At 60.0% G+C, this 26,548-nt stretch carries 20 protein-coding genes; 11 read left to right on the forward strand and 9 right to left on the reverse strand.

All coding sequences use genetic code 11. From position 1 onward, the window contains the following. The first annotated feature begins 121 nt into the window (after positions 1 to 121). Positions 122 to 391: a PAAR domain-containing protein gene (locus DOM58_RS13285; protein ID WP_075562149.1), complete on the forward strand. Its 270-nt coding sequence runs from the start codon at positions 122 to 124 to the stop codon at positions 389 to 391. Here the strand turns inward: DOM58_RS13285 and DOM58_RS13290 are convergent. The 9 genes from DOM58_RS13290 to tssJ form a co-directional block, all read right to left on the reverse strand. Next, the gene (locus DOM58_RS13290) at positions 382 to 1,587 is read right to left on the reverse strand and encodes a hypothetical protein (RefSeq protein WP_110693237.1); all 1,206 of its coding nucleotides are present in this window, start codon (positions 1,585 to 1,587) and stop codon (positions 382 to 384) included. The genes DOM58_RS13285 and DOM58_RS13290 overlap by 10 nt on opposite strands. Before the next feature lie 2 nt (positions 1,588 to 1,589). Beyond that, entirely contained in the window at positions 1,590 to 2,702 is a 1,113-nt protein-coding gene (tssA, locus tag DOM58_RS13295) for a type VI secretion system protein TssA (protein ID WP_075562147.1), read from the reverse strand. A gap of 299 nt (positions 2,703 to 3,001) precedes the next feature. Beyond that, positions 3,002 to 3,532, reverse strand: a complete 531-nt coding sequence (locus tag DOM58_RS13300) for an Hcp family type VI secretion system effector (protein WP_075562146.1) — start codon at positions 3,530 to 3,532, stop codon at positions 3,002 to 3,004. 431 nt (positions 3,533 to 3,963) lie between these two features. Beyond that, entirely contained in the window at positions 3,964 to 6,456 is a 2,493-nt protein-coding gene (gene tssM / locus DOM58_RS13305) for a type VI secretion system membrane subunit TssM (RefSeq protein WP_110693238.1), read from the reverse strand. A gap of 26 nt (positions 6,457 to 6,482) precedes the next feature. After that, a complete protein-coding gene (tagF, locus tag DOM58_RS13310) occupies positions 6,483 to 7,406 on the reverse strand; it encodes a type VI secretion system-associated protein TagF (protein ID WP_110693239.1) in 924 nt (307 codons plus the stop codon). Between the two features lie 104 nt (positions 7,407 to 7,510). Beyond that, positions 7,511 to 11,515 carry a type VI secretion protein IcmF/TssM N-terminal domain-containing protein gene (locus tag DOM58_RS13315; protein ID WP_110693240.1) on the reverse strand — a complete coding sequence of 1,335 codons (4,005 nt, stop codon included), beginning with the start codon at positions 11,513 to 11,515 and terminating at the stop codon, positions 7,511 to 7,513. Between the two features lie 16 nt (positions 11,516 to 11,531). Then, positions 11,532 to 12,245 carry a type IVB secretion system protein IcmH/DotU gene (icmH, locus tag DOM58_RS13320; RefSeq protein ID WP_110693241.1) on the reverse strand — a complete coding sequence of 238 codons (714 nt, stop codon included), beginning with the start codon at positions 12,243 to 12,245 and terminating at the stop codon, positions 11,532 to 11,534. Further along, positions 12,242 to 13,588, reverse strand: coding sequence for a type VI secretion system baseplate subunit TssK (gene tssK / locus DOM58_RS13325; RefSeq protein WP_110693242.1), 1,347 nt, complete (start codon positions 13,586 to 13,588; stop codon positions 12,242 to 12,244). Before tssK ends, icmH begins: the two co-directional genes overlap by 4 nt. Positions 13,589 to 13,688: 100 nt before the next feature. Further along, positions 13,689 to 14,234, reverse strand: coding sequence for a type VI secretion system lipoprotein TssJ (gene tssJ, locus DOM58_RS13330; protein WP_110693243.1), 546 nt, complete (start codon positions 14,232 to 14,234; stop codon positions 13,689 to 13,691). Between the two features lie 186 nt (positions 14,235 to 14,420). On the opposite strand from tssJ, the gene DOM58_RS13335 reads away from it, so the two are divergent. The 10 genes from DOM58_RS13335 (at position 14,421) to DOM58_RS13380 (ending at position 26,541) form a co-directional block, all read left to right on the forward strand. Next, entirely contained in the window at positions 14,421 to 14,903 is a 483-nt protein-coding gene (locus tag DOM58_RS13335) for a copper resistance protein NlpE N-terminal domain-containing protein (protein ID WP_110693244.1), read from the forward strand. A 302-nt stretch (positions 14,904 to 15,205) separates the two neighbouring features. Beyond that, the gene (locus DOM58_RS13340) at positions 15,206 to 15,961 is read left to right on the forward strand and encodes a hypothetical protein (RefSeq protein ID WP_110693245.1); all 756 of its coding nucleotides are present in this window, start codon (positions 15,206 to 15,208) and stop codon (positions 15,959 to 15,961) included. A gap of 58 nt (positions 15,962 to 16,019) precedes the next feature. Beyond that, positions 16,020 to 16,553, forward strand: coding sequence for a type VI secretion system contractile sheath small subunit (gene tssB, locus DOM58_RS13345; protein ID WP_075562137.1), 534 nt, complete (start codon positions 16,020 to 16,022; stop codon positions 16,551 to 16,553). Between the two features lie 12 nt (positions 16,554 to 16,565). Beyond that, the gene (gene tssC / locus DOM58_RS13350; protein WP_075562136.1) at positions 16,566 to 18,065 is read left to right on the forward strand and encodes a type VI secretion system contractile sheath large subunit; all 1,500 of its coding nucleotides are present in this window, start codon (positions 16,566 to 16,568) and stop codon (positions 18,063 to 18,065) included. Positions 18,066 to 18,203: 138 nt separating this feature from the next. Beyond that, positions 18,204 to 18,686: a type VI secretion system baseplate subunit TssE gene (tssE, locus tag DOM58_RS13355; protein WP_075562135.1), complete on the forward strand. Its 483-nt coding sequence runs from the start codon at positions 18,204 to 18,206 to the stop codon at positions 18,684 to 18,686. Further along, complete coding sequence (gene tssF / locus DOM58_RS13360; RefSeq protein ID WP_110693246.1) at positions 18,686 to 20,521, forward strand: type VI secretion system baseplate subunit TssF; 1,836 nt, start codon at positions 18,686 to 18,688, stop codon at positions 20,519 to 20,521. Before tssE ends, tssF begins: the two co-directional genes overlap by 1 nt. Then, positions 20,485 to 21,558 carry a type VI secretion system baseplate subunit TssG gene (gene tssG, locus DOM58_RS13365; RefSeq protein WP_110693247.1) on the forward strand — a complete coding sequence of 358 codons (1,074 nt, stop codon included), beginning with the start codon at positions 20,485 to 20,487 and terminating at the stop codon, positions 21,556 to 21,558. The genes tssF and tssG overlap by 37 nt, the downstream gene beginning before the upstream one ends. Then, the gene (tssH, locus tag DOM58_RS13370) at positions 21,555 to 24,212 is read left to right on the forward strand and encodes a type VI secretion system ATPase TssH (protein WP_110693248.1); all 2,658 of its coding nucleotides are present in this window, start codon (positions 21,555 to 21,557) and stop codon (positions 24,210 to 24,212) included. The genes tssG and tssH overlap by 4 nt, the downstream gene beginning before the upstream one ends. A 248-nt stretch (positions 24,213 to 24,460) precedes the next feature. After that, on the forward strand, positions 24,461 to 25,345 hold the full coding sequence (locus tag DOM58_RS13375) for an HTD2 family dehydratase (RefSeq protein WP_110693249.1): 885 nt from the start codon (positions 24,461 to 24,463) through the stop codon (positions 25,343 to 25,345). Continuing rightward, entirely contained in the window at positions 25,342 to 26,541 is a 1,200-nt protein-coding gene (locus DOM58_RS13380) for an acyl-CoA dehydrogenase family protein (RefSeq protein ID WP_110693250.1), read from the forward strand. Before DOM58_RS13375 ends, DOM58_RS13380 begins: the two co-directional genes overlap by 4 nt. The last annotated feature ends 7 nt before the right edge of the window (positions 26,542 to 26,548 follow it).

Raw genomic sequence — 26,548 nt, forward strand, 5'->3', positions numbered from 1 at the left:
CTCTCCGCCATCCCACCACCCGCTGCTTGTACCGCCACGGTGTCGATGGCTAAATTAACGCTCGTTGATGAGTCCGCTTGGCCGGGCTCGACCTCTCACACTTGCCAGGAAGCCCGGATCGATGAAAGGCATCGTTGTACTCGGTGACGCCACCAGCCACGGCGGCAAAGTCATTACCGCGCAGAGCAATTACCTGATCGACGGCAAACCGGTTGCCTGTGTTGGCGACAAGGTCACCTGCCCAAAGGACGGTCACGGCAGCACCAATGCCATCGTCGAAGGTCATCCGACCATGAAAATCAACGGCAAGCCGGTGGCGCTGCATGGCCACAAGACCGCTTGCGGCGCCTCGCTGATCTCGTCACACAACGGCGACAGCGGTCACGAGTGATTGCCTGACTGCGCGGCCAAGGCCGCGCAGGATTGTAAGCGCCAGGCCGTCGAACGGGTTTCGCCTTCCACACTGAGAACCAACGCGCTTTCCACTGGCGATAGCGGTGCGATCGCCAGCGCCAAGGCCAGCGCCGTCACCGCCTCGCCCGGCCATCCACAGAATTGATCGATGCCGATACCGTCGTCGATCATATCGATCTCGGGCCAACGCTCGATCAGCGCACTACCGATTTCCACCGCTCTGCCGGGTAGGCCCATCGCATCGATGACGACCCGTGCCGGCGAAGTGCTTGCGCCGACCTCGTCGGCAGAAGCATCCGATGTTTCGGCATCACCGAACCCAGCTGCCGAAGTCGTCGCGGCCAAGGGCCAGGCGTCCGATAACAGCTCGATCAAGGCCTGGCGTTTGGCATGATCGCGCCGCGTCGCCCGAGCCGGATGATCGTGGGTCACGCCTTTCTCGATTTGCCAACCGGTGTCGAAGCCATCGTCTTCGGGCAGTAGTCGCTGTAGCAGGAGCGCAACGACGGCCTCTCCCACATACAGGCCTGCGCTATTCGAGGAGCGCCCCAGTAGGCGGCGATGCTGCATCGACGCGACGTCTTCGTCGTTGAGCAGCGAATCCGCGCTGATCCACAGCACGTGAGGCATTCCACCGCTATCGCCGACGCCCAACACGGTATGCGGGTCGCCATCTTGCGAGGTGCGGTGAATCTCCCCCAGCGCCGAAGCGTATTGTGTTTCGACGATGGCGGCTCGCAGGTGCTCGACGACGATGGCAGCCGCCTCCGGCGAGCGCATTGGCGCAGTCAGCACGACATCGAAGGTGGTATCTTCCGGCAACGCTTCGAGCATCATCAGCGCTTCGATCACGATCGTCTGAACCAGCTCATGGAGCCTCAATGCCTTGGCTTCGAAACGCCCTAGCCGAAGCTCCTGAACCGGCATGACATCAGCGATCCGATGAACCAGCAGCCGAAAACCATCCGGGCCATGGAGGGAAGAAGAGAGTGCCGGCGATTGCGCCTCCGGCACGGCGCCAGCGCCGACGAACCCAGACGCGGTCAACGCCACGCCATCGAGGAGTCGGAGCCTACCGGCGTCATAATCGTTCCGCGCCGAACTCGGCTCTTCGACTGGCTCGATGGGCTGCTGGCGCTGATGAAGCAGATCAAAAATCGAGGCGCGAGACATGGTCAGTAGTCGTCATCCTTGGACTGCGTGCCCAGCGTGTCGCGAATGTTATCGATGACACCGTTATCCTTGATCACATCCTTGAGCCACTCTTCCAGCGGCATGCGGCCCCACTTAACGGCACGCTCGATCAGATACGGCACCGGACTGTGGGGCTCGCGCTCCTTGAAGTAGCGTGCCACACCATTGAGCATTTCGAAGGCTTCGTCGCGGCTCTTGGGTTTGGTCCGCAGCTCACCGCCGGGCTCGGTGGCGGGCGCCGTAAAACTGGGCTCGAGGCGTCCCGGCGCTTCGGCTTCCGCCTCGGCGATAGCCGCAGCTTCATCCTCCACCGCGATACCGGCACCACGCTCACGCAGCAGCTTCTCGGTGAGATCACGGCACTGAACCAACACTTTTTCGAGGGAGGAAAAACTCGGGGCATCGCGGCCGAAACGCTGGTCGCTGACTCCATCCAATTGCGCCAGCGATACCAGTGACGCAGCGATAGCAGCGTGCCGCTCCTGTAGAAATGCCGTACTGCTGAGAACGACGGAACGCTGAAAGATCTCGTCGTTGATCTTACCTTCGCCCAGCGCCCGATCCATCGCATCCGGGTCGTTACGGGCCTGGTTCTCTACCTGACGGGATTCGTCGTAGTCGGCCAGGCTATAGCCGTCGCCGGCGACCAGCGGCAGTGTGCGCACAACGTTGACCAGGGTATCGACCAGCCATCCCAGCCGCGCGGCGCGCTCATCGAGATCATCTTCGTCGATTTCGGGATAGAGCGATTCCCAGTACTCGTCGATAAGACGTGTTGTCAGGGCCAAGCCAAACCGGATCCCATCGAAGCCTTCTCGATGTACCAGCCCTTCGCAAAGCCAGCCGGCCAGTTGCAGGTCCTTGCTCTGCTCCGCTAACGCCTCGCTGGTCAGATTAACCACCTGGCCCCAGTCAGACTGTTTGAGCTCCGTCTGCCACTCGCCTTGGGGCAGGTAGGTCGGGTCGGCTCGACGCGCCTCCTTGATCTGATCGAACAGTATCGAAAATGTCAGATCCTCCCCGCTACCACCATGGCTACCGCCCTCGATGGGCGCGAGAAGCGCATCGATGGAAAGCTCGCCGAGTTGCTCCATATCTTCGACCTCACACGCATTGAAGGCCGTGGCGGACTACGGCGTCGTCCGACCAGCGGCGGCATTGATTCACGCAGAAAGGCAGCAGCCAAACGGGATACGCATCGGTTCCTGCCGGAGCGCTGTGGCATGGGCCCGAAAGCCCCTGCGGCCTGCCTGGGTCAATCAACGATGGCCATTCATCGAGCTTCTTACCTGCACGGCAGGACGAATAGCAAAACCAATCAAGAACATGCTCACCGTTCGCCGCCATGACCGGTGAGCATGTCGATAGCCGCTCCGAAGAGCGGCGAAGCAACTTAGGCGTAGACCTTGTTGCGAGTGCGATCCCAACCGCCTGCGACGTTGCCGCCGCCCTGGCCATCGGAACGCTTCTGCTGGGTGTAAGTGATCTTGATCCGCGCGTAGTTGAACTTGACGGTTTCGTACGGCAGATCATGGCGGTCTTCGCTATCGTTCTGCTCGAAACCGGTAGAAGTAGAAGTCCCTTCCATTTCCGTGGAGGAAACGATGACTTCTTCCAGCTTCACTTCCATGTAACGCACTTTGTCACCACCGGCGCGGTTGACGTGGAGTACGACTTCCTTGATGTGCTGACCTTTACAGCAGGACTCGAACAACTTGGCAGAAGCCTTGTCGACGAACTTCTGAATGCGGAATTCACTCAGATTGACACGTTCGGCAGAGGCGCCCCCAGAGGAACTGGCCGTTGCGGAAGTTGCTTGGCTAGCACCAAAGTCGAAGCTCTTAAGTTCGATCCAATCCGTGTGCTTGTCATCCAGACTCTCACCGGGAATGCCATCGATTTTGAGGTAAGCATCAAAAGCCATTTTCTCAGTTCTCCTATTTTCCTACCTACGGGATGACGCCCTCATGAATGGAAGCCTGAGCCCGACCCCATGAGCAGCATCTCTTTGCCAACCTGACATCACCAATTCATCGGCGATGAAAACGTAGCGGTCAAACAAACAGTTGTTTTTTAAAAGTAAAAAACAGCACCACTCAAATAACAATCGCCCATTACAGCGAAATAACGTCATCCAGAACGTCGGATGTTAGGAAATTGGCCATGCCATATATATCCAATTTCCTACACAGCCTGAACTGTTTCAGAATGACATCTCCGTGTGCAGTTTTTCACAAATCTTCACTTAACCCAGATTATATAGCCCTATTTTTACTTTTAAAGCCGATTAACACACTTAACTACATTTTATATATTTCGTTACACATTGCGATTTATCGTTAACCGATCGCCTACTCATTCCTGCTTTCTGACCTCGATCTCTACCCGCCGATTGGGCGCCAGACAATCGATCAACGCCGCACGCGATTGACCGCGATCACAGGTCACTAGCGGGCGTTCACTGCCAGCTCCTTTCGCCTCGATCAACCCTGCAGGCACGCCCTTACCGATGAGGTACTGACGGATGGTCATGGCACGCTGGAGCGAGAGCTGCTGGTTGGCCCGCTCATTACCAATTGGGTCGGCATGACCGGTGATCAGAATCTGGCCGAGATCCTGGGTATTTAGCAGGCGCTCGGCCAGCTCATCCAGTTCCTTCTGCCCTGCTGCCTGCAGCCCCGAATAGTCGCCGCGCCCGAAGGCAAACAACGTATCGGACTCCAGAACGATGGTTTCCGAGCTGGTCAGAGTCTGCTCCAGCAGGCTGTCGATGTAATTGCGGCTGCTGGATATCAGGAAGGCATTGGCGGAGATTCTCGGGGCATCGTTTTCCAGCACCTGAGCGCTGTAGAAATCGATCTGACGACCCGCATAACGATAGTCGACCTGATTCTCGTCGATCGTGGTGCCGGTTCGGCGCTGAATATCGGGATACCAGAAAGCCGGAAGCTGAGCGCGCAGTACGTCAGAATCGATGTCGGCGCGATCGAGATCGGACATCATCAGGTAGGTATCCAGCGTGGAACGCCCGAATTTGGCTAGCGAATCCGCGCTGTTATCGCGAGGTCGCGCGTAAGGAGCGACAGTTTCCGGCCCTTCGACGGCATGAAGTTCATCGCTGCTCCGCCGATAGACATCAATGGTGGTCAGCGTAAACAGCGAACGAGTCAGGTTCTGCTCGACAGGCTCCAACATCACCGGTTGCAGCTGATCGAAATAGCGCTCGCGGATTGCCGGCTCGATTCTGTCTCCCTGATAGAGTCCCCATCCCATCGACCACGGCACCCCATCGCCCTGCCGACGCTGATAGTAGTGGCTTCCCCAATCCCGCAGCGCATCCAGGCTCGACCAGCGTGCATACCGTTCGGGGTGTTGATCATCCTGTTCTACGGCATCGGCAAAGGTCACGGACATGGCAGCGATCTCGCCATGATTGCGCACCGCGGAGGTGATCCAGAGCGCGCAGCAGATAGCGCCGAAAATGCCTGCCGCCAGTGTCCAGCGCAGCTTGCGACGCCGACCACGCACGTCACTCGAGTAGAGGGCTGCGAGATGCTGATCGGCAATGATGACCTGACGAAACAGGTTGGCGATAAAGAACGGATGATTGGTGCGCTCGCCGGTCAACGATTCCGGCTTGGCCAGAGAGAAATGACGACCGATGCGACCGGCATGCTCCCCCTCGATGGCGTCGCCTTCCTGCAGCGCGCTGACGAAATAGAAGCCTCGCAGCAAAGGCGCGCTCTGGTAGGGATTGGCGTTGGTCAACGCCTCGACGAAGCGAGTCAGCGGTTCGCGCAAGGCAGCCAGTTCGAGCGGGAAACGAAAGGCAGCGACCTCTCGACGCGTATCGACGACATCGCGCTGCACGATTTCGTCATCACCCATCTGCAGCCAATGCTGGCAAAGCTTTTCCAGTGCGGTATCGAACTGTTGGCTCCAGTTCACATCGCCAGGTTGCCGGTGCGCAAAGGTGTGCCCGAGCACGTCGCTTTGGCGCTGCGGGTCGAGACGTTCGAAGAAAGTGGTGAAACCCTCGATCAGGTCGCACTTGGTGAAGACCAGATAGATCGGCAGGCGCGCCTCCAGATGCTCGCGAGCCTCCTGAATCCGCTCACGCAGACGCCGTGCCAGATTGTTGCGCTGAGTATCACTGGCCTGGACTACATCACTGATATTGACCGCGACGATCAAGCCATTGAGCGGACAGTCCCGCCGGTGCTGCTTGAGCAAAGACAGAAAGCCCTTCCACTTACCGGCCTCCTCCTCGCTGTTCATGTATCGACCCGCAGTATCCAGCAGGATCGCGTCCGAGCTGAAAAACCAGTCGCAGTGTCGCGTACCGCCCATTCCGGCGACCCGAGCGTTCTCTCTCTCGGCGAAGGGAAAATTGAGACCGGACTGATAAACCATGGTGCTTTTGCCGGCCGCCGGCTGGCCGACGATCATGTACCACGGCAGCGCGTAGAGCGCGTCCCTGCCCCGCTTCCCCTTACCCTTGCCGCTTTTTTTCAAGCGCTCGATCGTCGTCAACAGCCGCTCGCGGAGCAGGCTGATCTCTTCACGATCCTGAGGGCTGGCCTCGAGAACTGCCGCATCGGCGTCGTCCATCAGTAAATGCTCGAGGTTGCGCTTTTGCCCTACCCCCCGGTAGAGCAGCAGCACATAGAGTGCCGAGGCGAGCAGGAATGCAACGATGCCGGTCAGCAAGCTGGCAAGCGACGAAAAGCCGAGCGCCACCCCGAGCCGCCATACCAGAAAAATGGCGGCGAAGAACAACAACCCCAGAATGTAGGGCTGATACTTGAAGAAAGCGTATTTCAGATAAGCGAATTTCAAACGTTTCATCAGTCCATCTGCTCACTGTTGCCCATTCACGACGCCTGACGGCTGCGCGGAAATTGGGACATGAAATCGGCCAGGCTCAGTCGGGTATCCGGTAACGACAAGGTCCCGGGATGCAGCTCGCCATCAGCGAACGGCGCCAGCACGTCGATACAAAGCCGGCGGTCACCGGGATTCGACAGCACTTCAAAAAACGCCTCGGCGCTGCGCCACACCGGCATCAGCAACAAACGAGGGCGCATGAAATCATCGATCAACAAACTCATGACCGGAGCACCGCCCTGGCAAGCACCGCCTAGCCACTGCTGCCACAGGTCGGCAACCGGCCTCTTCAAGCCTCGCTCCGCAGGCAATGGAAGCAGCACCGCGAGCGTGCTGCCGGCCCGCCAGCTTTCCAGGGCGTAGTGCAAGCGGTGCAAGCTGGCGCTAGCGATGAACTCCGGCCAGCCCCATTCGAGCGACCTGGCGATATCGTCGAAGCTGTAATCCTGTAGGAAGCGCTCGTGTATACGCTGGTACAGCATCAAATCCTGATCGGTCCAACGTCGTAGATCCTCGATCGCTACGGTCGGGTCAATCGGCACCGAGCCGTGTACGGAATCGGTCAGGATGTCTCGAGCCTGGCCGGCAAAGATTTCGCCCAGTGTATGCAGGTAAGGCAGCACCGACTGCCGCCCTTCCGTTTTCAACATCTGGAAAATGAAGAACGGATAGCGACGACCGGAGGCATCCCCCGAGCTGATCATCGCGCCCATCACGTCGCTGCCGTTGCGAGCGTGGTAATGGAAGAAGCAGACCGGGAGCGCATCGAACCGATGCATCCAGTCCTCATGATCAAGAAATTGCACCAGCGCGCTCTGCAACCACTGATCGAGTTCCTGAATCACCGTACCGGCGGCGTTCACCCCCACGAAATCGGCTTTCGCGGGAATCTTGCCAAAGCAGCCGATCATGCAGACTTCCTTCTCATCGCCTATCCCGTTGCATCGTTACCGACCCGCGTCCTGCATCCCGGGCCTATGGCTTTCGCGCTATTTCCAACGCCCTGTTGCTACCGTCATCGACTCATCATTGGGATGCTCAGCGACTTGATTCGACGCAGATCCGATATTTTCACCCCGCCGAAATTGCGCACATCGAAGCTCACCGTGCCCATATAGGTGCGCCAGCTGAATCGCTGCCGAGCGCTGTCGATTGGCGTGATACGAGCACTCTCGATCATGCGCAGAAATCCCCACCGGTTGGGATAATCGAATACGGTGTGGCGCTGCCCGTTCCGATTGACGATATCCATGCGCGCACCGAAGGATTCGCCGTCGCCCGGCCAGATCAACCGCTCCCAGGATTGGGTGTTGTTACGATAATGCAGGCGCTGACCGTCGATGGTCAGAATGATGTCGGTCAGTCCCGCGGTCGGATTCATCTGCAGCTCGAAGCCATTGCGTAGATCGGAGAGACTATCGATGACCTGTCCAAGCGCGGTGGCATCATCGATGCTGGAGAGCATGCGTGGGTCGACCATCGGCGAGCGTTGGCCGCTGCCGGAACCGGCGAGGTCGCCAATTTCCTCCTGACGGAACTGAGACAGCGCCCCCTGGTCCGGGTCGATGAAATACTCCAGGTCGCGAACCGAAGCTTCGTTGACCGAATCGCTGACCGGGTAGCGCCCGGCGACCATCTGGTCCCAGGGTGTGACGATCTTGTCGTCCCAGGCCGCATTGAGCTGGTTCTTGGCGGGATCGTTGAGCGCCTTCCAGGTGTCCTCGACGGGAACTCGGAACAACGGCTCGAGCGCCTTGACCAGCGGTGCACGGGAAGTATCCACACGGGATGCTACAAAATTGCGCAGCCCGTTGATCTCGGTCGGCTGCCCCGAAAGCGTCGCCATAATCAGTGATTTACTGCTGCGGCCGACGTCCTGGGCGCTACGGACATTGTCGACTCGCACCTTGAGCTGACGCAGATCGAGCAGATACTGATTGAGCACGGAATTGTCGCTGCCGGTGGCCTCATCGGCAGCGAGCATTCGCGCCACCGGGCGGAAGTGACGAGTTAGCGCCCCATCGTTGATCTTCGGCAGTGTCGCCAGATCCACCATGGCACCGCCATCGCCACTGTCGAAGACGCTCATGGCACGTCCCCAGAAGCTCTTGTCCTGCGTTTTGCCGCTGGCGTCCCCGTCCACGTCATTGGCCTGCGGATCGTCCCAGCCGGTATTGGCCTTGACCGCTTCCAGCACCTGGCGCAGCGGTGAACCCTGCAGATCGCTCAGCTCCGCCAGTCTTACGCTGGCCTGATCGAGGGTGTCGAAATGGGAGACGTGAGTGTTACCGAGGAAGCGTTCCCAAGCGATCGCGTAGTCGCGTTTGTAGCGCGACATCAACTGGCTGACGAAGCGCGCCTTGGATTGCACGGCGTCATCGACGCTCTCGTCGTCCAGCACCCAGTCGGACTCGCGCTGCAGATCGCCGGATACCGTTTCGATGATCGCCGGGCGCAGGTACTCGTCCCATACCTGTCGGGTGTAGAAAGCGGGGACGGCCCGACTGGAATAGAAAAGCCGGCCAGGCATGTCAGGGGCCATTCTGGATAGCGTGAGCGGATCGTAGCGCTCCTCGACATCCAGCTGGTAGCGCAGGTATTCGCGATCGACCAGACTGCTATCGATCAGGAACGCGTTGAGCCGTTCGCGACTATCGGCGACCAGATTGTCGTCGCGCTCGAGCGCGGGCGCCGTCCCCTGCTGCAGGTAATGCACGTAGAGAGCGGCGTTATCCACGATGCTGTCACGCGATCGGGAAAGTCCTCGCCGGCGAACCGAGTCCTGCCACAACCGAGGCAGCGCGGAGGCGACGAAATCCCCTTGATCCTGATGCGAAGCCGGATCGGTGAGGACGAGATAAAGCTTGAGCGAGGAGTAGCTTCCGATCAGCTGCTCGACGTCCTCCTGACTCAGTTGGGTCAGCATCTCTTCGGAGAGCGACGGGCCCTGCTCACCGGAGAGCGTCAGCGTCGACTCGTCACCGTTGCTGTCGCCGACGACGCTGCCCAGCTCACTGGTCCGGCTGCGCAGACCTTCTTCGAGCTCGGTCTCGGCATTGCTACGCGCCGAGTACCAGGCGTCACGTGCACTGTCGGTGGTTCTCGAACGCAACTCACCACGAGCACGACTGCTCAGCTCTGACGCGCTCGTCGGTACGCTGCCCAACGTCGGGCGCGACGTCGAGCGCTCCTGCAGACGATCCAACGCGCCCTGGCCGATCGCCTGACCGCTGTTTCCCACCGCCTGAGAACTGTTGTCGACGGCGGCAGCGCCGTCACCACTCGATGAACGCGCCGTGGCATCGTCGCTCGCCGCGTCGGTATCGATTTCTCCGCCCGCCGTCGCAAAGCTGCCCAGCGAACGCAACTGACGTGCCAGCCGGTTCGCCAGCGGCGCCAGGACGTCTTCCCGCATCAGTGTGGCCCATGCCTGTTTGAGCGGATCGCGCAGTGCCTCCCCCTGATAGAGCCCCAGGTCCAACTTGAGCGGCACGCCGCTCTCGCGATGCCGTTCGATGGCCGCCAACTGCTGTTCCAGGTCATCGAGCATCGCCCGACGCTCGTGCGGCTTGAGCCTGCCGGTGCTGTTGCCAGCCGTGACGTCGTCGAGGTTCTGCTGAATATGATCGATCCACAGCTTGTTGTTGTAGGCGGACCAGCCCTGGGCGGCGATCGCCGCGACACCAAGCACGCCAACAGCACCGATCATGAACGCAGGAAACGCGCGTCGATCGCCGCGCTGAGAGTAGTAGAGGCTCAGGTTGCGGTCGGGAAAAACCACGTTGCGGAAGGTGTCGGTGATGAAATAGCTCTTCTCGCCGGTTCGCTTCGTCGGCGCCGAGACTGGGCCCGGTTCGAGAGCGAACTCGGAGCGTGTCTGCTCATCCAGCAACGGCGGTAGTGTCGGACCGGTCTGCAACGCACTAGTGAAATATAGGCCGCGCAAGACTGGCGCCCGCTCACCCTGCTGCTGAATGTCGAACTGTTCGAGAAAATCGCTGAGCACGCCGGAGAGTTCAGCGAAATAATCCGGGAAGCGCAGCAGCTCGCTGTCGGCATCGCTACCCTCCTCGATCATGCGCCGATCGACACGCTGACGAAGAGCTGCCACTAGTGTCGGAAAACGCTGCTGAAATGCGCCGGTTACGCCGTCACGACGCAACTCATCTAACGAAAACGTCAGGCCCCAGGGCTGCTGCCGCTCGGTGGCATCCAGTGCCTCGAAGGTCCGTGTGAAACCGGGCAGCAGATCGGCCTTGCTGAAAAACAGATAGACCGGCGGATTGATACCCAGGCATTGGCGATATTCGGCCACGCGGGCAACCAGTTTCTCGGCCAGCGCATGCGCTTCCTGGCGGGACTTTTCGAGCAGCTCAGGCAGGCTGACCACCATTACCAGGCCGTTGATGGCGGGTTTGCGACGCTGTTTGCGCAGCGTTTTGAGAAAGTCGGCAAACTCTCCTGCGGGGCGATCTTCGACCAGATAACGTCCGGCGGTATCGACCATTACTGCCTCGCGACTGAAGTACCAGTCGCAGTGTTGCGTGCCGCTGATAGATGACAGATTGCTGCCGCCCGCCATGGTCGCGGAAAGCGAGGAGCGGGTCAGCAGTGACGTCTTGCCGGAGGCGGCCATGCCGATAACCAGGTACCACGGCAGTTCGTAGAGAGACGCCTTGCCGCCGTCGACGGAACGCGCGGCGCGCTGCATCGCCATGGCGTGCTTGAGACGCTCGCTCAGCACCTGGTAGTCACCGGACTCACTTTCGGCAGCGTCACGGTGGACTTCCAGCTCCACCAGGTTTTCGATATTTCTTTCCGCACGAATACGGTGGTACTGGCGCATCACCACTATCAGCAGCCATACCGCCGTCACCAACGCCATGGCAATGAAGATCAGCTCGCGCTCTTGAGTCACCATGGGCAGCAGCACGACGCATAATGCCAGCCCCATCAACCACAACACGATGGAGAGCGGCCAGAAGCCTTTCAGCGAGCGCAGGAATCGAAGAAAACGCATCGTACGGGCTCGCTCGTCAGCGGGTGGAATGGAAAAGCTGCTGAATCTGTTCGATCAGCGAATCGGTCTCGCTACCCAGCCACCAGCGCAGCCCGCCGTAGACGACCAGAAAAATCACCACGATGCCGAGCAGATAGACCCACAGTGGAATCTCGTAACGCAGCATTTGCCCAACCTGGTCCGGCAACTTCCAGCTCTCGCTGCGCTCGTCGCCCTGCTGGCGATAACGCGCGATATCCTGTCCAAGGGTGTTGGCGATATAGCGCAACTGGTCGCGATTCTCGAGGCTGTATTTACCTTCGAAGCCAAGCGCCAGACACAGGTGATACACCTCCAGCACATCCAGATTGGCGCGCACATCCGAACGCAGACTGTCGAGCCGATCGTAGAAGCCTTCCCCGGCAAGGTGCACACCGAAATAGCGGTACTGAAAGGGATGCAGCTCGACATGCTCGCGGATATTGCCAATACCACCTTTGAGCACGCTCTCGTCGAGAAAGGCACACAGCGCGTACTGCGCATCCTTTACGGCCGCGGCGCTATAGTTCTCCCCCCTGGCCTTCTCCTCGAATTCGCGCAGCCACTGATCGACCCGCTCGAGAAAGCGCTCGACACTTTCAGCCTGCTGGCCGCGACGCACCATCAGCACCATGGAGATGAAATCGCGCGACAGCGTCTTGAGCGTGCGCGGCTCGGCGATATCGGAGGGGTGAGCTAGGGCTTGGGTCATTTCATTACCGCCATCAATTCAATGCTGAGATTCTTGAATCCGCTGGGGACGTAAAAGGCGATCGCCTGCGCGTCCATCATTCGTTCGTAAACGGCGCCATGGGGTTCGAGCGCGAAGTAGTGATTGTCCAGGCGAACCGGAATTGCGCTGGGCATTCGCGAAGCGTGGCTCAGGGTGCCGCCGGGCATGGCGGTGTTGACCACCACTTCGATGTCTTCCGGCGAGCCGACCTTGAACGCCCGCGGGACCAGTTCGAGGATCTGCGCACCCGGCATATCGGCGTGAACACTGATGTAGAAGTCGGCATCCTTGAGGCGAGCATCATTGAGCCGCCCCACATAGTAGGAAGGGCGTGTCTGCTCGAGCGGAATCGGGATGTACTGATTGGGCACGACGATTTCGAGCAGTTCGCGCACGATCCCCTCCAATCTCAGCAGCCCCGGTGCCGGATCTCGATGATCGTATTCGGGGATGTCTCCCAGCTTGTGGGACATCGAGAACGTCATCAGGCTGGCGGCGAGCTCGGCGAGAAAACGGTAGAGCGTCTCGGGATGCAGCCGCGGATTGGCTAACAAGTGCGCCAACTGCGGGTACGCACGGTTGATGGTGTAAAGCAGCCAGAACAGCGTCACGTCACTGGAGCCGAATTCCGCTACCTGGTCGGCACGCTCGCGACGGCGGCCGGAAAGCGCTTCACTGCGGGCCTGCAGCATACCGATCAGCCGATTGGCGATATCGAACGGCAAAGAGACAGAATCGATATGCAGCACCGGCGGCATGAAACGTTCACCGTCGAGACTGAAGCCACCGGCGGCATTGCGCTTGAGCAAGGCAATCGGGCAATGCGTGAAACCATCGAGACTGTCACCCTCCATCAGCAGCGTGGCATTGAGTTCGAGCGTCCCCAGCTCATTCTCCAGAGACCCTTCATTGAGGTCGGGGCGCGTCTCGAAGTGCTGCACGAAGCGACGGCCTCCGTGGCGCGGCGCGTCCTGATCGAGATAACTGGGGGACCAGGGTTCCAGCGTGCGCAGGGCTGCGTAGATCTTGACCTCGCCATTGCGTGCCAACTCTTCCAGGCTGCGGCCCGACGGCAATGGATCATGTTGAGGCGCATCGATCAGCGAACCGTCCGGAAACACGAGCTTTAGCCGGGTCAAACGTAGCGTGCCCTGCTCCAGCGCCCCTTCATCGAAGGCGATCTCCTGCACACCCCAATGAAACGGATGCTGAGCCTGACGCGCTTCGACCAACTGGCGTTGGTGAAATTCATCTTGATACTGAAAGTGCTGGGGCAGAAGGAACATGCCCTCCGACCACATGATGCGGTTTTGTTTACTCACGTCCCTGTCCCGTGCCTCTGAATACTGATGCCCGCGGTGATCGACGGGCTACTGGCCGCCATCTCGTGACGGTCTTTGGCCGAATCCATCGCTGGAAGAATCAATTGCCGAGCAGATCGTGGCCGCGCGCCACTTCGATGCGATCTCCGACGAGGTGCAGCTTCAATCCTTCCGAAGCGCTCAGCAGCCCGTCATTTCTCAGCTCTTCGGCATCGAAGACCACGTGCCAATCATCGCTGACGGTGTTGCGGAAGAAAGCAGCGACACCGACATACTGTGTACTGGGGTCCAGCGCTGCCGTATCCACCTTCTCCTCGCCCGGCAGCAGCGTCACCTCGCGCTGTGACAATAAACTCTTACCCAGGACCGCCTCCTCATCGCGCCACAACTGACGCGGCGAAGCGGTGGCAAACGAAGGCTGCTCGGTCAACTGGTAAATCCTGACGACGACCGACAACGGCTTGCCGTCGGCATCCGGATTGACCGATTCATCGCTATCGATGGTGACGCGCACGCGCTCCTGATTGCCGAGCAGATCGCCCGCCCAGGTATCTCCCAGGCGATTACCGACACGATCTGCCACACCACAACCGGCCAGCAGCGCGACCAGCAAACCCATTCCCAAAATGCGTACGGACGCCATCATCGCCGTCTCACCCACTCTTTTATTAAGTCGTAAGGAAGTCGCGGATACTGAATCACCGGGAGACGATTTGAGGGTAAATTATCTCACGCGATGCACACCGTACCAGATTTAGTGGCTATAATAAGCGACAGATTTAACATTAGCTTACCTAGAAACATTTATTTACAAAAAGTTTGAGACCGACACATGAAAGCACGACTCGTTAAACTGGCTCCACTGACGGCTTGCCTATTGTTGAGTGCCTGCGCTTCCGGACCCAATCCGCAGGTCAACTATGTCAAAGCGACCGAGCGCTTCGAGGGGACCCTCCCTTGCAGCAACTGCAACGGCATCGATACAGACCTGGTATTGCAGCGTGACGCCATCACTGGTGCCCCCGGCGGGTTCTACCTGCATGAGATCAAAATCGATGCGCCGGGCGGGGAACGCGTCAACACAATCTGGGGTAATTGGCATGAAAATCAATATATTAATGACTTCAAGCGTCAGCTCTACGTGCTTCGCCCCGAAGTCGGCGAAACCCGGACATATATCAGGCTAGACAACGGCAGTCTGCAACCGCTAACGGAGCAGGGTGAGCCAGCCATTGACGAAGAGGGTGAGAGCGTCACCCTGCAATTGCTCACGCCAAGCCTGTCGATGCCAACAGACTCAGACAAGAGCAGTTGAGGCATCAAAGGCACTGAAGCAGCTGGAACATATTTTTACAAACGATGTAAGAGATCGCTTACAGCTCTAATGGGCAATCGCCTAACTATATTGTAACAACTCTCCGATACAATACTTTTCAATTCATGATAAGGCTCAAGTTCGCTGAACGTTAATGTGTTGAGTCTTTCGCCGAGCACGGCACAATGAGCACCGAGTCACAGTGAGTTTCAAATAACGAATCGCGAGCAGGCACGAATTGGAACAGATCGACTTTAGCCGAATTACACTTCGATGACGCGAAGTCGCACCGGGAATCAATCATGACGCAGCCCTTCGATGTTGATAGCTTCATTCGCTCGCGCAAGCAGACGCGAGTGGTATCGGATTTGCTCAAGGCACAGGCGGCAGACTACCTGACGACCTTGGCGCCACTGGTGCGGCCTCAACCATTGTTCGGCGAATACCTGCAGGGCGCGCCTCGCGGCAGTGGCCGCGAAACCCAGCACCACTTCAAGGAGTTCCGCACGCTGTTCGACAAGCATGCGGCGCTACGCCCTTTCAATCTGATGAATGAGCTGGAAGTGCCGCTCAACATCATCAACTCGACTCCCGAGCTGTTTCCGCTGGAGTACGACCATACTCTACCCGGCGGTAACACCGTACGCGTAACCAGCCCGGCACGCTGGGTCGTAGGCTATTCGTCATTCGATCTGAGCCGCTTTCGCCAGGTGATTCGCGACCCCAACCGCAGCGGCTCGGAGCTTCATCGCTTTGTCGTCCACTACCTGATGCTGTTTCACTGCTTCAGCCGCGCCGGAGGCTTGGGCCGCTTATTCCAGGGGCTTCGATTCACAATCGGTTTTCAGCAGCTCGACGATTTCGGTGAACTCCCCTTCTGCGTGATCAGCTCCCCCGTTGCATCGACCTTGCCATCCGACGAGGTCATTCGGCATAGCACCGAGATTTCAGGCAGCCGTAGCTTCGAGGAGCTGATCTCCGAAGACGCAATCAATGCCATGCAGGACAACCTGCGCGAGCAGCTGATCAAGGCGGTCAACGCATCGCCATCCGCCTGAACACGGATGAGAACTTAGAAACCACAACGCACTCGCTATCTCGAGAGAGGACATTGTCATGGCCAAGAACGAAAGTACTCAACACAAGCTGTCGCGCGTCCGCGCGCCCCGTGTGCATCTGACCTACGACGTCGAGATCGGCGATAGCATCGAGAAGAAAGAGCTGCCGTTCGTCGTCGGCGTCATGGGCGACTACGCAGGCAATCCGCTCGAGCCGCTGCCCCGGCTGAAGGATCGCAAATTCGTCAACGTCGATCGCGACAACTTCGATAGCGTGATGAAAGGCGTCAAACCACGGTTGAGCTATCGCGTCGACAACACGCTGGCCAACGACGGTTCTCAGCTGCCGGTGGAACTCAACTTCAAGCGCATGGAAGACTTCGAGCCACAGGAAGTCGTGCGCCAGGTCGAGCCGCTGCGCAAGCTGCTCGAGGTGCGCAACAAGCTGGCCGACCTGCGCAACAAGATGGGCGGCAACGACAAGCTCGAAGAGCTGCTGATGGACGTATTGCAGAATACCGACAAGCTTCAGACGCTGGGCGAAGAGCTGGGACGCGAAGCCGCTGCCAAACCGCAGCAAGACAAGGAATAACAGGAGTCTCCCATGGCCGAGAATCAGACCGACAACACCTCGCAGAGTGAAACGCAGGAAGTCTTCGCCCCGGAGACCTCGCTGCTGGACAGCATCATCTCCGAAAGCCGTGTGGCTCGCTCGGAAACCGAGCGCACCCGCACTCGTGATCTGATCGACGAACTGGTCAATCAGGTCCTAGAAGGCGAAGTCACGCCCAGCAAAGATCTGATCGCGGTGCTCGATTCGCGCATTGCCGAAATCGACTCGCTGCTCTCGGATCAATTGAACGAGGTCATGCATGCTAGCGAATTCCAGCAGCTGGAAGCCTCCTGGCGTGGCCTCAAGTATCTGACCGACCAGTCAGAGACCAGCACCAACATGAAGATCCACATGTTGAACGCGTCCAAGAAGGACCTGGTCAAGGATCTCAAGTCGGCCTCCGAGTTCGACCAGAGTGCGCTATTCAAGAAGGTCTACGAGGAAGAGTACGGTACTTTCGGCGGCGCGCCTTTCGGTATGATGATCGGCGACTACGAGTTCGGCCGTCATCCGCAGGACATGTACCTGCTGGAGCAGGTTTCCCATGTCGCGGCTGCCGCGCATGCGCCGTTCATCTCCTCGGCCTCGCCGGAGCTGTTCGGTTGGGATTCGTTCACCGACATGACCGGGCCGCGCGATCTCTCCAAGATCTTCGACACGGTCGAATACGCCAAGTGGAAGTCCTTCCGCAACTCGGAAGATGCCCGCTATGTGGGCCTGACACTGCCCCACGTGCTGGGTCGCCTGCCCTACGGCGAAGAGACCACCCCGGTGGAAGAATTCAACTTCACCGAAAGCGTCGACGGCCGCGACCACAACAAGTATCTGTGGATGAACGCCGCCTACACCATGGGCGCTCGCGTCACCGATGCGTTCTCCAAATATGGCTGGTGCGTGGCGATCCGCGGCGTCGAAGGTGGCGGGCTGGTCGAAGACCTGCCGACGCACACTTTCCAGACCGACGATGGCGAAGTGGCACTCAAGTGTCCTACCGAAATCTCGATCACCGACCGTCGCGAAAAAGAACTGTCCGATCTGGGTTTCATTCCGCTGGTGCATTGCAAGGGCACCGACTATGCCGCGTTCTTCGGAACCCAATCCGCCCAGTTGCCGAAGCAGTACAACACCGACGTGGCCAATGCCAACGCGCGCCTGTCGTCACAGTTGCAGTACATCTTTGCCACCTCGCGGATCGCTCACTTCATGAAAGCGATCATGCGCGACAAGGTGGGTAGCTTCGCTTCCCGCCAGAACGTCGAGGATTACCTCAACGAGTGGCTGTCCCAGTACGTGTTGCTGGACGACAACGCCGGTCAGGAAGCCAAGGCCAAGTATCCGCTGCGCGAAGCGCGCGTCGAAGTCGCGGAAGTGCCCGGCAAGCCCGGTGCCTACAAGGCAGTGACGTTCCTGCGTCCGCATTACCAGCTCGACGAGCTGACCGCGTCGCTGCGTCTTGTCTCCGAGTTGCCGCAGTCGACACGCGGCTCCTGATCGAGACGCACTTATCGCAGGCACCGGCCCAATGGCGGGTGCCTGCGTCATCGTGACGCCAGCCCTGACCAAGGCATCGACTGCTACCCGATCCCGCAGGGGTAGATATCGAAGTGCCAAAAAATGTCGAGGTACGAAATGAGTGAAACGCTGCAAATGGTGCCGACGTTGTTCGATCGTCTACTCGACGACGAGCCTCAGCATTCGACCGAGGCTCAGCCCGGTCATCGCTGTTCCATCGCGGACTACAAGAAATCTGTGGTGCGAGACCTGGAGCAGTTGGTCAATACCCGGCGTGAACTGGTCGCCGGTGAGCTGGACGGTTGGCCGACGCTACAGGGAACGCTGCTCGACTACGGTCTGCCGGATTTCGTCAGCCGTGGCATCCGCAGCACGGAAGATCGCCGGCTGATCCAGCGTCAACTGGAACGCACCATCGAGCAGGGCGACAAGCGTTTCAGCAGCGTACGCGTGCAACTGCTCAATCAGGATAGTCATGACCGCATACTCCAGTTCCGCATCGAAGCGGTGCTGTCGCTGAGTGAAGCCAGCCAGCGCGTGGCCTTCGATGCCGTACTGCAAGTCAATACCCGCCAATACAAGGTGCAGAACCTGATCTAATGCTCGACGACCTGCTGCCCTACTACGAGAAGGAACTCTCGCACCTGCGCTTTCTGGGCCAGGAGTTCGCTCAGCGCTATCCCAAGATTGCCTCGCGGCTGCTGCTCGAGGGGGATTACTGTGAGGACCCTCACGCCGAGCGCATGATTGAGTCGTTCGCCTTTCTCAGCGCCCGTGTACACAAGAAACTCGACGACGATTTCCCCGAGATCGTCGAGGCGTTTCTCGACGTGCTCTATCCGCACTATCTGCGCCCGACGCCAGCGCTATCCATTGTCCAATTCGACCCCGGCGCGCAGACCTCCTTGACCGGGGCCTATCACCTGTCGCGCCACACCGCGCTGCACTCGCGTCCGGTGGAGGACTCCTTCTGTCGCTTTCGTACCTGCTACCCGGTGGAGATCTGGCCGGTGGCGCTGAGCGGCGCCGAACTGACGCGACTCGAACGCTCCTCGTTCAACACTCACGGCAACGATAACGTCGCCAAGCTGACACTGTCACTGGAGAGCCTCGGCAATACCGATTTCGGCAAACTGGAGATGGACCGCCTGCGGCTGTTTCTCGATGGTGAAGGCAGTTTGATGCACCCGCTGTACGAGCTGCTGTTCAACAATGTGGCAAGGATCTCGGTGAGCTTCGTCGAGGCTGGCCAGCGAAGGGAGATCGGGCTGGCGCCGGATGCTATTACACCGGTCGGCTTCGGTCATGGCGAGGGATTGATCGACTACTCCGAGCGCTCATTTTTGGGTTATCGGCTGCTGCACGAATACTTTACCTTCCCTGAAAAGTTTCTGTTTTTCGACCTGAACGGCCTGGCGCGGCCGCTCGCCGGCAAACTCGTGACGCAGATTCAGATACATTTTCTGTTCCGCGACTACGACCAGCACGAACGGCTGGCAAGACTGGCGCAGACCGTCGGCCGCCATAACTTCCGACTCGGCTGCACCCCGGTGGTCAACTTGTTCCCGCAACAGGCGGAGCCTATCAAGCTGAGCCACACGCGCCACGAGTATCCGGTAGTCCCCGACGTGCGCCATGCACGTTCGACCGAAATCGTCTCGATCGACGAGGTGACTCGGGTCATCCGCACCGCCACTCAGGACGAAGTCGCGCCCTGTCTGCCCTTCTTCGAACCTCGAGATAGCGAGAAGCAGGCGCATCAGAGTTACTGGATAGCACGGCGAGTGGCCTCCGAGAATGCCCGCGACCCCGGCACCGAGATGCGCCTGCGCGTGGTCGATCGCGAGCTCGAAATGCTGGATGGCAGCAGCGACACACTCAGTCTCAAGCTCACCTGTAGCAACCGCGACCTACCTCAGCTGATGAGCTTCGGCCATCCACAGGGCGACTTTACACTGGAACGCGAGCAGGTCGTGCAACAGATCCGCTGCCTGCGCAAGCCGACAGCGCCGGTGCGGCCGCCCATGGGCAAGGGCTTGATATGGCGCCTGGTCTCACATCTATCGCTCAACCATCTCTCGCTGGTTTCGGACGGTCGCGAGGCACTGATGGAGCTGCTGACGCTCTACAACTATCGCCAGGCCTCGGCGATCCGCAAGCAGATCAACGGCATTTCCTCGATCACGAGCGAACCGGTGATGACCCGCATCGGCCATCCGCGCCCGGCATTCGTCCGCGGGACCGGTATCACGCTGGAACTCGACGAAAGCCAGTTCACCGGTAGCGGCATCTATCTGTTCGGTATGGTCCTGGATCACTTCTTTGGCCAGTACTGCAGCCTCAACAGTTTTACTCAACTCACCCTGCGCTCTCGTCAGCGCGAACAGCGAGTCGCCCAATGGCAGCCGAGAACCGGTACTCAGCCCCTGGTCTGATCGACCAGGCGCGAGCGGAGCCCTGGCGATTCGGGTTCTTCCAGCTCGTGCGTCTGTTGCGGCTGCACTACAGCCGCAACGGACGCATCGACCCGGAGAATCGACCGCATCAGGACCCGCTGCGCTTTCGCTCTCTGCTGTCGCTCAACTTTCCGCCCAGCGAGATCAGCGATCTAACCTTCGAGGGCGATAAGGTGCGCTCCGCCAGCGGCGATCCGCTGAGCGAGATTCAGGTGACTTTCATGGGATTGGTGGGGCCTTCCGGCGTGCTGCCGCGCCCCTACACCGAACTGCTGATCAATCGTCATATCGAGAAACGTGACGACGCCGCCCACGCCTTCATGGACTTTTTCTCCCACCGCATGACGGCGCTGTTCTATGAAGCGTGGCAGAAGTATCGGTTCCATATCGAATACGAGCGCAAGGGCAGCGCCGATTTCGAAGACTGGCTGCTGCATCTGGTCGGTTTTACCCCGACCACGCTGGAGCAAACGCTGGATCGCGATGACCCAGGTTCGCTTCGCCGGGACTTGTTCAGCTGGTTTTCCGGGTTGTGGAGCCAACGCCCGCGTAACCCAAGCAACCTGCAATCGATTCTGGAATACTCCTTCCAGCTCCCTTGCCGTGTCATGCCCTTCGCCGGCCGCTGGGTGCGTCTGGCGCCGGAACAGTACACACGGCTCGGCCAGGCCAACGCCCGACTCGGCCAGAGCGCTGTCGCCGGCACGAGAGTGCGCGATTACCAGTCAGCGTTTCGGGTTGCATTCGGCCCCCTGAGCCTGGAAGCGTACCGCTCCCTGCTGCCGGATACCGCTGCCCACCAGAAACTGGTGAAACTGCTGCGCTTCTATGCCGGTATCGAGCTCGATTTCGAGATTGAACTGATCCTGGACAAACACAGCATCCCCGCCCCGCAGCTGGGCGCGGGCGACAGTCTCAAACTGGGGCGGCTCGGCTGGCTTAAACCTACCGACCGACCGGCCGACTCCCACGGCCATGCACTCTTCGACATCCCCTTTGATGGAGCCACGGCGTGAGTCTCAAATCTCTCTTCGACAAACTCAACGATCCCTGCCGCGAGGCCACCGAAGGCGCCGCGGCGCTGTGCCTGGCCGAGCGCCAGTACGATGTCGACATCGAGCACCTGCTGCTCAAGCTGCTCGACAGCGACGACAACGACTTGCTGCGTATCGCCCGCCATTATGACGTGTCACTCGACCGCCTGGCCTCGCAGCTCGAAGAGACGGTCTCGACCTTCAAGACCGGCAACACCCGTACGCCTGCGCTGTCGCCTCGAATCACCAAGCTGATCGAGCGCGCCTGGGTCATCGCCTCGATCGACCAGGGCGAAGCGCAGATTCGCGGCGGCCATTTGCTGCTGGCGCTGCTGAAGGACGAGGAACTGCGACGCGTGGTCATCGACGGCGCCCGCGAACTCGAGTACATCAACGTCGACGACCTGCAGGCACATATCAACGACCTGATCGGCGGCAGCAGCGAGGATCAGCATGTTCGCGCGCTAGATGAAGGCACCGGCGGCGAAAGCCGGCCTGCGCAGCAACCCGCGAGCGGCGAACGCCAGGGCAAGTCGAAGACACCAGCGCTGGATCAATACACTATCGATCTGACTGGCAATGCCCGTGCCGGGCGTATCGACCCGGTACTCGGTCGTGAAGAAGAAGTCCGCCAGATGGTGGATATTCTGACCCGCCGACGTCAGAACAATCCGATCCTTACCGGCGAAGCGGGTGTCGGCAAGACCGCCGTCGTCGAAGGCCTGGCACTGCGCATCGTCAACGGCGACGTCCCGCCGCCGCTCAAGAACGTCGAACTGCGAACGCTCGATCTCGGCTTGCTCCAGGCCGGCGCCGGGGTCAAGGGCGAGTTCGAGAGCCGACTCAAGAATGTGATCGAGGAGACCAAGCGCAGCCTGCATCCGATCATCCTGTTCATCGACGAAGCCCACACGCTGATCGGCAGCGGCGGACAGGCCGGCCAGGGCGACGCCGCCAACCTGCTCAAGCCGGCGCTGGCTCGGGGTGAACTACGCACCATCGCCGCCACCACTTGGGCGGAGTACAAGAAGTACTTCGAGAAGGACGCCGCACTGGCGCGACGCTTCCAGGTGGTCAAGGTCGAGGAGCCGACGGAGCCGGTCGCGATCAACATGTTGCGCGGCCTCAACGAGCGCATGCAGGATCACCACAAGGTGACCATTCTCGACGATGCCATCGTCCAGGCCGTGCGCCTGTCGCATCGTTACATCACCGGTCGCCAGCTGCCGGACAAGGCCGTCAGCGTGCTCGACACCGCGTGCGCACGAGTGGCACTGGCCCAGTCATCACAACCGGCAGCACTGGAAGATGCCCACCGCCGCATCGACAACTTCCAAAGCGAGATCGCTGTGCTGGAGCGTGAGCAACGCGAGGGTAGCGATCATGCCGAGACGCTGGCCTCGCTCAACGAGCAGCTCGAGACTACCCAAGCCGAGATCGACGACCTGACCACGCGTTGGGAGCGCGAACAGGAAATCGTGACCCGGCTCAAGTCCCTGGAGGGCGAACGGGAAGCCGTCGAGGCCGGCAAGCAGGATGGCGATGCCGACAGACTGAGCCGGCAGATCGGCGACGTTCGACGCGAACTCGCCGAGGTCCAGGGTGAGCACTCGCTGGTCCATGGCCATGTCGATGGCAACGTGATCGCGGAAGTCATCTCCAACTGGACCGGCATTCCGCTGGGCAAGATGATGCGCGACGAGATCACCACCGTGCAGCGCCTGCCCGAACTGCTCGGCGAGCGCGTGCTGGGGCAGGATCATGCGCTCGCCGAGATCGGCAAGCGCATCGCCATTTCTCGCGCGCGGATGGAAGATCCCAACAAGCCGATCGGCGTCTTTCTGCTACTCGGCCCCAGCGGCGTCGGCAAGACCGAAACGGCGCTATCGCTGGCCGACACGCTCTACGGTGGCGAGCGCAACGTGATCACCATCAACATGTCCGAGTATCAGGAAGCGCATACCGTCTCCAGCCTCAAGGGCTCGCCCCCCGGCTACGTCGGCTACGGCGAAGGCGGCGTGCTGACCGAAGCGGTGCGCCGCAAGCCTTACAGCGTGGTGCTGCTGGATGAAGTCGAGAAAGCGCACCCGGACGTGCTGGAGCTATTCTTCCAGGTTTTCGACAAGGGAGTGCTGGACGACGGCGAAGGTCGCGAGATCAACTTCCGCAACACCGTGATTCTGCTCACCTCCAACGTCGGCACCGACGACATCATGCAGCAGTGCCTCGGCGTCGAGTCCCTGCCCGCCCCGGATGCCATCGTCGAGAGCCTGCGCGATCAACTTAACGACGTGTTCAAGCCAGCATTCCTCGGCCGTTTGAACATCATCCCCTACTACCCAGTGCAGAAAGAGATCCTGCACAACATCGTGCGACTCAAACTGGACCGTATCAAAAACCGCTTCGAGCACAATCACCGGGCCGAGTTCGAGTACGATCCGGCCATCGTCGAAGCCGTCGCCGAGCGCTGTACTGACAGTGACAGCGGCGCGCGCAACATCGACAATATCCTCTCCGGCAGCCTGATGCCCACGATTGCCGCCCAGGTGCTGGACAAGATGGCCAACGGCGAAGCGATCGAGAAGCTAGCCGTCAGCCTCGATGATCAGGGCGAGTTCGCTTACGCGCTGAGTTGAGTAGTCTATAACACGGCCACTCAAGAACGCCTCTGGCGGCAAACCGCCGTCAGGGGCGTTTGCCGTTCGAGGGCTTTTGTTCAAGGGCTTTTGTTCAAGGGCTCAGGCTCAAGAGAGTGGTTCGAGCCCCGCGCCACCACCAAAGTCGTATTCAGCGAAACCAAAGCCCCCTGCCACAAAAGAAAGATGTCCTCGGACTCCGAGTCCGGCCATGCTGGCGAGACCTTCCGAGACTGGTGGATCGCCTGATGTCTGACTATGCGTCCGAATATGTGCCCGACGGCAACGACGCGCTCGAAAGCTGGATCGGCAAGCGGGAACAGAGCACGGACCATCTCGACCGTGCGCTGGTTGCCCGGGTCGCCGCCACCTTCGGCAAACCGTGCCCGGCTTCGGGTGAGCCCCTTCCACCGCTCTGGCACTGGGCGTTTTTCCAGCATCCCCTTCCCGGCGCGCAGCTGGGCGGCGACGGTCATCCGACTCGAGGCGGTTTTCTGCCCCCGGCAGACGACCGCAATCGCATGTGGGCCGGCGGACACGTCGAGTTTCTGAGACCGTTGAGAGTGGGCATCGAGGCCGAACGCGTCTCGACGGTGACCGATATTCAGGAAAAGCAGGGCCGCACCGGCTCGCTGCTGTTCGTGACCGTGCAACACGAGTATCACCAGGCCGGCGAGCTCGCCATCCGCGAAGCACAGGACATCGTCTATCGCCAGCCGGCACCGCCCAAGCTCTCGCTCGACGAGCCGATGCCGGAAGCCGACTGGTCGCAGACCATCGATCCCGATCCGGTCCTGCTGTTCCGCTATTCGGCGGTCACGTTCAACGGTCACCGGATTCATTACGATCATCCCTACGTCACCGAAACCGAGGGGTATCCGGGTCTGGTAGTGCACGGGCCGCTGATCGCGACGCTCCAGCTGCAGGCTTTCTGCGAGGCCAATCCTCGGACGCCGCCTACCCGTATTCAGTACCGCGGCCTGCGCCCGCTGATCGCCAATCAGCCCTTCCAGACCACCGGGCGCATTACTGGCGCCGGTACGGCCGAATTGACCGCCGGCAATCAAGACGGGCCGGCCCATCGCGCCACGGTGGAATTCAATAACAGCGAAGATCAGGAGTCTCGATCATGAGTCTCGCCCCTATCAACCAAGCCCCTATCAACCAAGCCCCTGTCGACCAAGAGGCGCTGGAAGCGATCCGTGACGGCGTTCGCAGCCTGTGCCAGCAGTACGATGGCGAATACTGGCGCCATATCGATGAAACTCGAGGCTTTCCCGAAAAATTCGTTTCCGAACTGACCGAAGCCGGCTGGCTCGGCGCGATGATCCCCGAAGAGTTCGGTGGCTCCGGCCTGGGGCTGACCGAGGCCAGCGTGATCCTCGAGGAAGTCAATCGTTGCGGCGGCAACGCCGGCTTCGTTCACGGCCAGATGTACAACATGGCGACACTGCTCAAGCACGGTAGCGAGGCGCAAAAAGCCGAGATACTACCCAAACTTGCCAGCGGCGAACTGCGTCTGCAGTCGATGGGCGTCACCGAACCCACCACCGGCACCGACACCACCAAGATCAAGACCACGGCGGTCAAGCGCGGTGACAAGTACGTGATCAACGGCCAGAAAGTGTGGATCTCGCGCATCCAGCACTCGGATCTGATGATTCTGCTCGCCCGCACCACGCCGCTGGCCGAGGTCAAACGCAAGTCCGAGGGGATGTCGATCTTCCTGGTCGACCTGCACCAGGCGATCGACAACGGCATGACGGTCCAGCCGATCGCCAACATGGTCGGTCACGAGACCAACGAGCTGTTCTTCGACAATCTCGAACTGCCGGCAGAGAGCCTGATCGGCGAGGAAGGCAAGGGGTTCCGTTACATTCTCGACGGGCTCAATGCCGAGCGCACCCTGATCGCGGCAGAATGCATCGGCGACGGTCGCTGGTTCATCGACAAGGCAAGTCGTTATGCCAACGAGCGCATCGTCTTCGACCGTCCGATCGGCAAGAATCAGGGCGTGCAGTTCCCCATCGCCGAAGCACATATCGAGGTGGAAGCGGCCGATCTGATGCGCTGGCGCGCCTGCCAGGAGTTCGATGCCGGTGTGCCGGCCGGGGCCAGTGCCAACATGGCCAAGTACCTGGCGGCCAAGGCCTCGTGGGAGGCCGCCAATGTCTGCCTGCAGACCCACGGCGGCTTCGGCTTCGCCACCGAGTACGACGTCGAGCGCAAGTTCCGTGAGACGCGCCTCTATCAGGTCGCCCCGATCTCCACCAACCTGATTCTCTCCTACGTGGCCGAGCATCTGCTCGATCTGCCACGCTCGTTCTGAGATCGCC

Origin of the sequence: Salinicola halophyticus (assembly GCF_003206695.1) — a bacterium.
Taxonomy (GTDB): Bacteria; Pseudomonadota; Gammaproteobacteria; order Pseudomonadales; family Halomonadaceae; genus Salinicola; species Salinicola halophyticus.

What these genes read in the sequence shown, in the direction of transcription:
- DOM58_RS13285 (WP_075562149.1), top strand. Translation starts at nt 122, where the DNA reads ATGAAAGGCATCGTTGTACTCGGTGACGCCACCAGCCACGGCGGCAAA.
- DOM58_RS13290 (WP_110693237.1), bottom strand. Translation starts at nt 1,587, where the DNA reads ATGTCTCGCGCCTCGATTTTTGATCTGCTTCATCAGCGCCAGCAGCCC.
- tssA (WP_075562147.1), bottom strand. Translation starts at nt 2,702, where the DNA reads ATGGAGCAACTCGGCGAGCTTTCCATCGATGCGCTTCTCGCGCCCATC.
- DOM58_RS13300 (WP_075562146.1), bottom strand. Translation starts at nt 3,532, where the DNA reads ATGGCTTTTGATGCTTACCTCAAAATCGATGGCATTCCCGGTGAGAGT.
- tssM (WP_110693238.1), bottom strand. Translation starts at nt 6,456, where the DNA reads ATGAAACGTTTGAAATTCGCTTATCTGAAATACGCTTTCTTCAAGTAT.
- tagF (WP_110693239.1), bottom strand. Translation starts at nt 7,406, where the DNA reads ATGATCGGCTGCTTTGGCAAGATTCCCGCGAAAGCCGATTTCGTGGGG.
- DOM58_RS13315 (WP_110693240.1), bottom strand. Translation starts at nt 11,515, where the DNA reads ATGCGTTTTCTTCGATTCCTGCGCTCGCTGAAAGGCTTCTGGCCGCTC.
- icmH (WP_110693241.1), bottom strand. Translation starts at nt 12,245, where the DNA reads ATGACCCAAGCCCTAGCTCACCCCTCCGATATCGCCGAGCCGCGCACG.
- tssJ (WP_110693243.1), bottom strand. Translation starts at nt 14,234, where the DNA reads ATGATGGCGTCCGTACGCATTTTGGGAATGGGTTTGCTGGTCGCGCTG.
- DOM58_RS13335 (WP_110693244.1), top strand. Translation starts at nt 14,421, where the DNA reads ATGAAAGCACGACTCGTTAAACTGGCTCCACTGACGGCTTGCCTATTG.
- DOM58_RS13340 (WP_110693245.1), top strand. Translation starts at nt 15,206, where the DNA reads ATGACGCAGCCCTTCGATGTTGATAGCTTCATTCGCTCGCGCAAGCAG.
- tssB (WP_075562137.1), top strand. Translation starts at nt 16,020, where the DNA reads ATGGCCAAGAACGAAAGTACTCAACACAAGCTGTCGCGCGTCCGCGCG.
- tssC (WP_075562136.1), top strand. Translation starts at nt 16,566, where the DNA reads ATGGCCGAGAATCAGACCGACAACACCTCGCAGAGTGAAACGCAGGAA.
- tssE (WP_075562135.1), top strand. Translation starts at nt 18,204, where the DNA reads ATGAGTGAAACGCTGCAAATGGTGCCGACGTTGTTCGATCGTCTACTC.
- tssF (WP_110693246.1), top strand. Translation starts at nt 18,686, where the DNA reads ATGCTCGACGACCTGCTGCCCTACTACGAGAAGGAACTCTCGCACCTG.
- tssG (WP_110693247.1), top strand. Translation starts at nt 20,485, where the DNA reads ATGGCAGCCGAGAACCGGTACTCAGCCCCTGGTCTGATCGACCAGGCG.
- DOM58_RS13375 (WP_110693249.1), top strand. Translation starts at nt 24,461, where the DNA reads ATGTCTGACTATGCGTCCGAATATGTGCCCGACGGCAACGACGCGCTC.
- DOM58_RS13380 (WP_110693250.1), top strand. Translation starts at nt 25,342, where the DNA reads ATGAGTCTCGCCCCTATCAACCAAGCCCCTATCAACCAAGCCCCTGTC.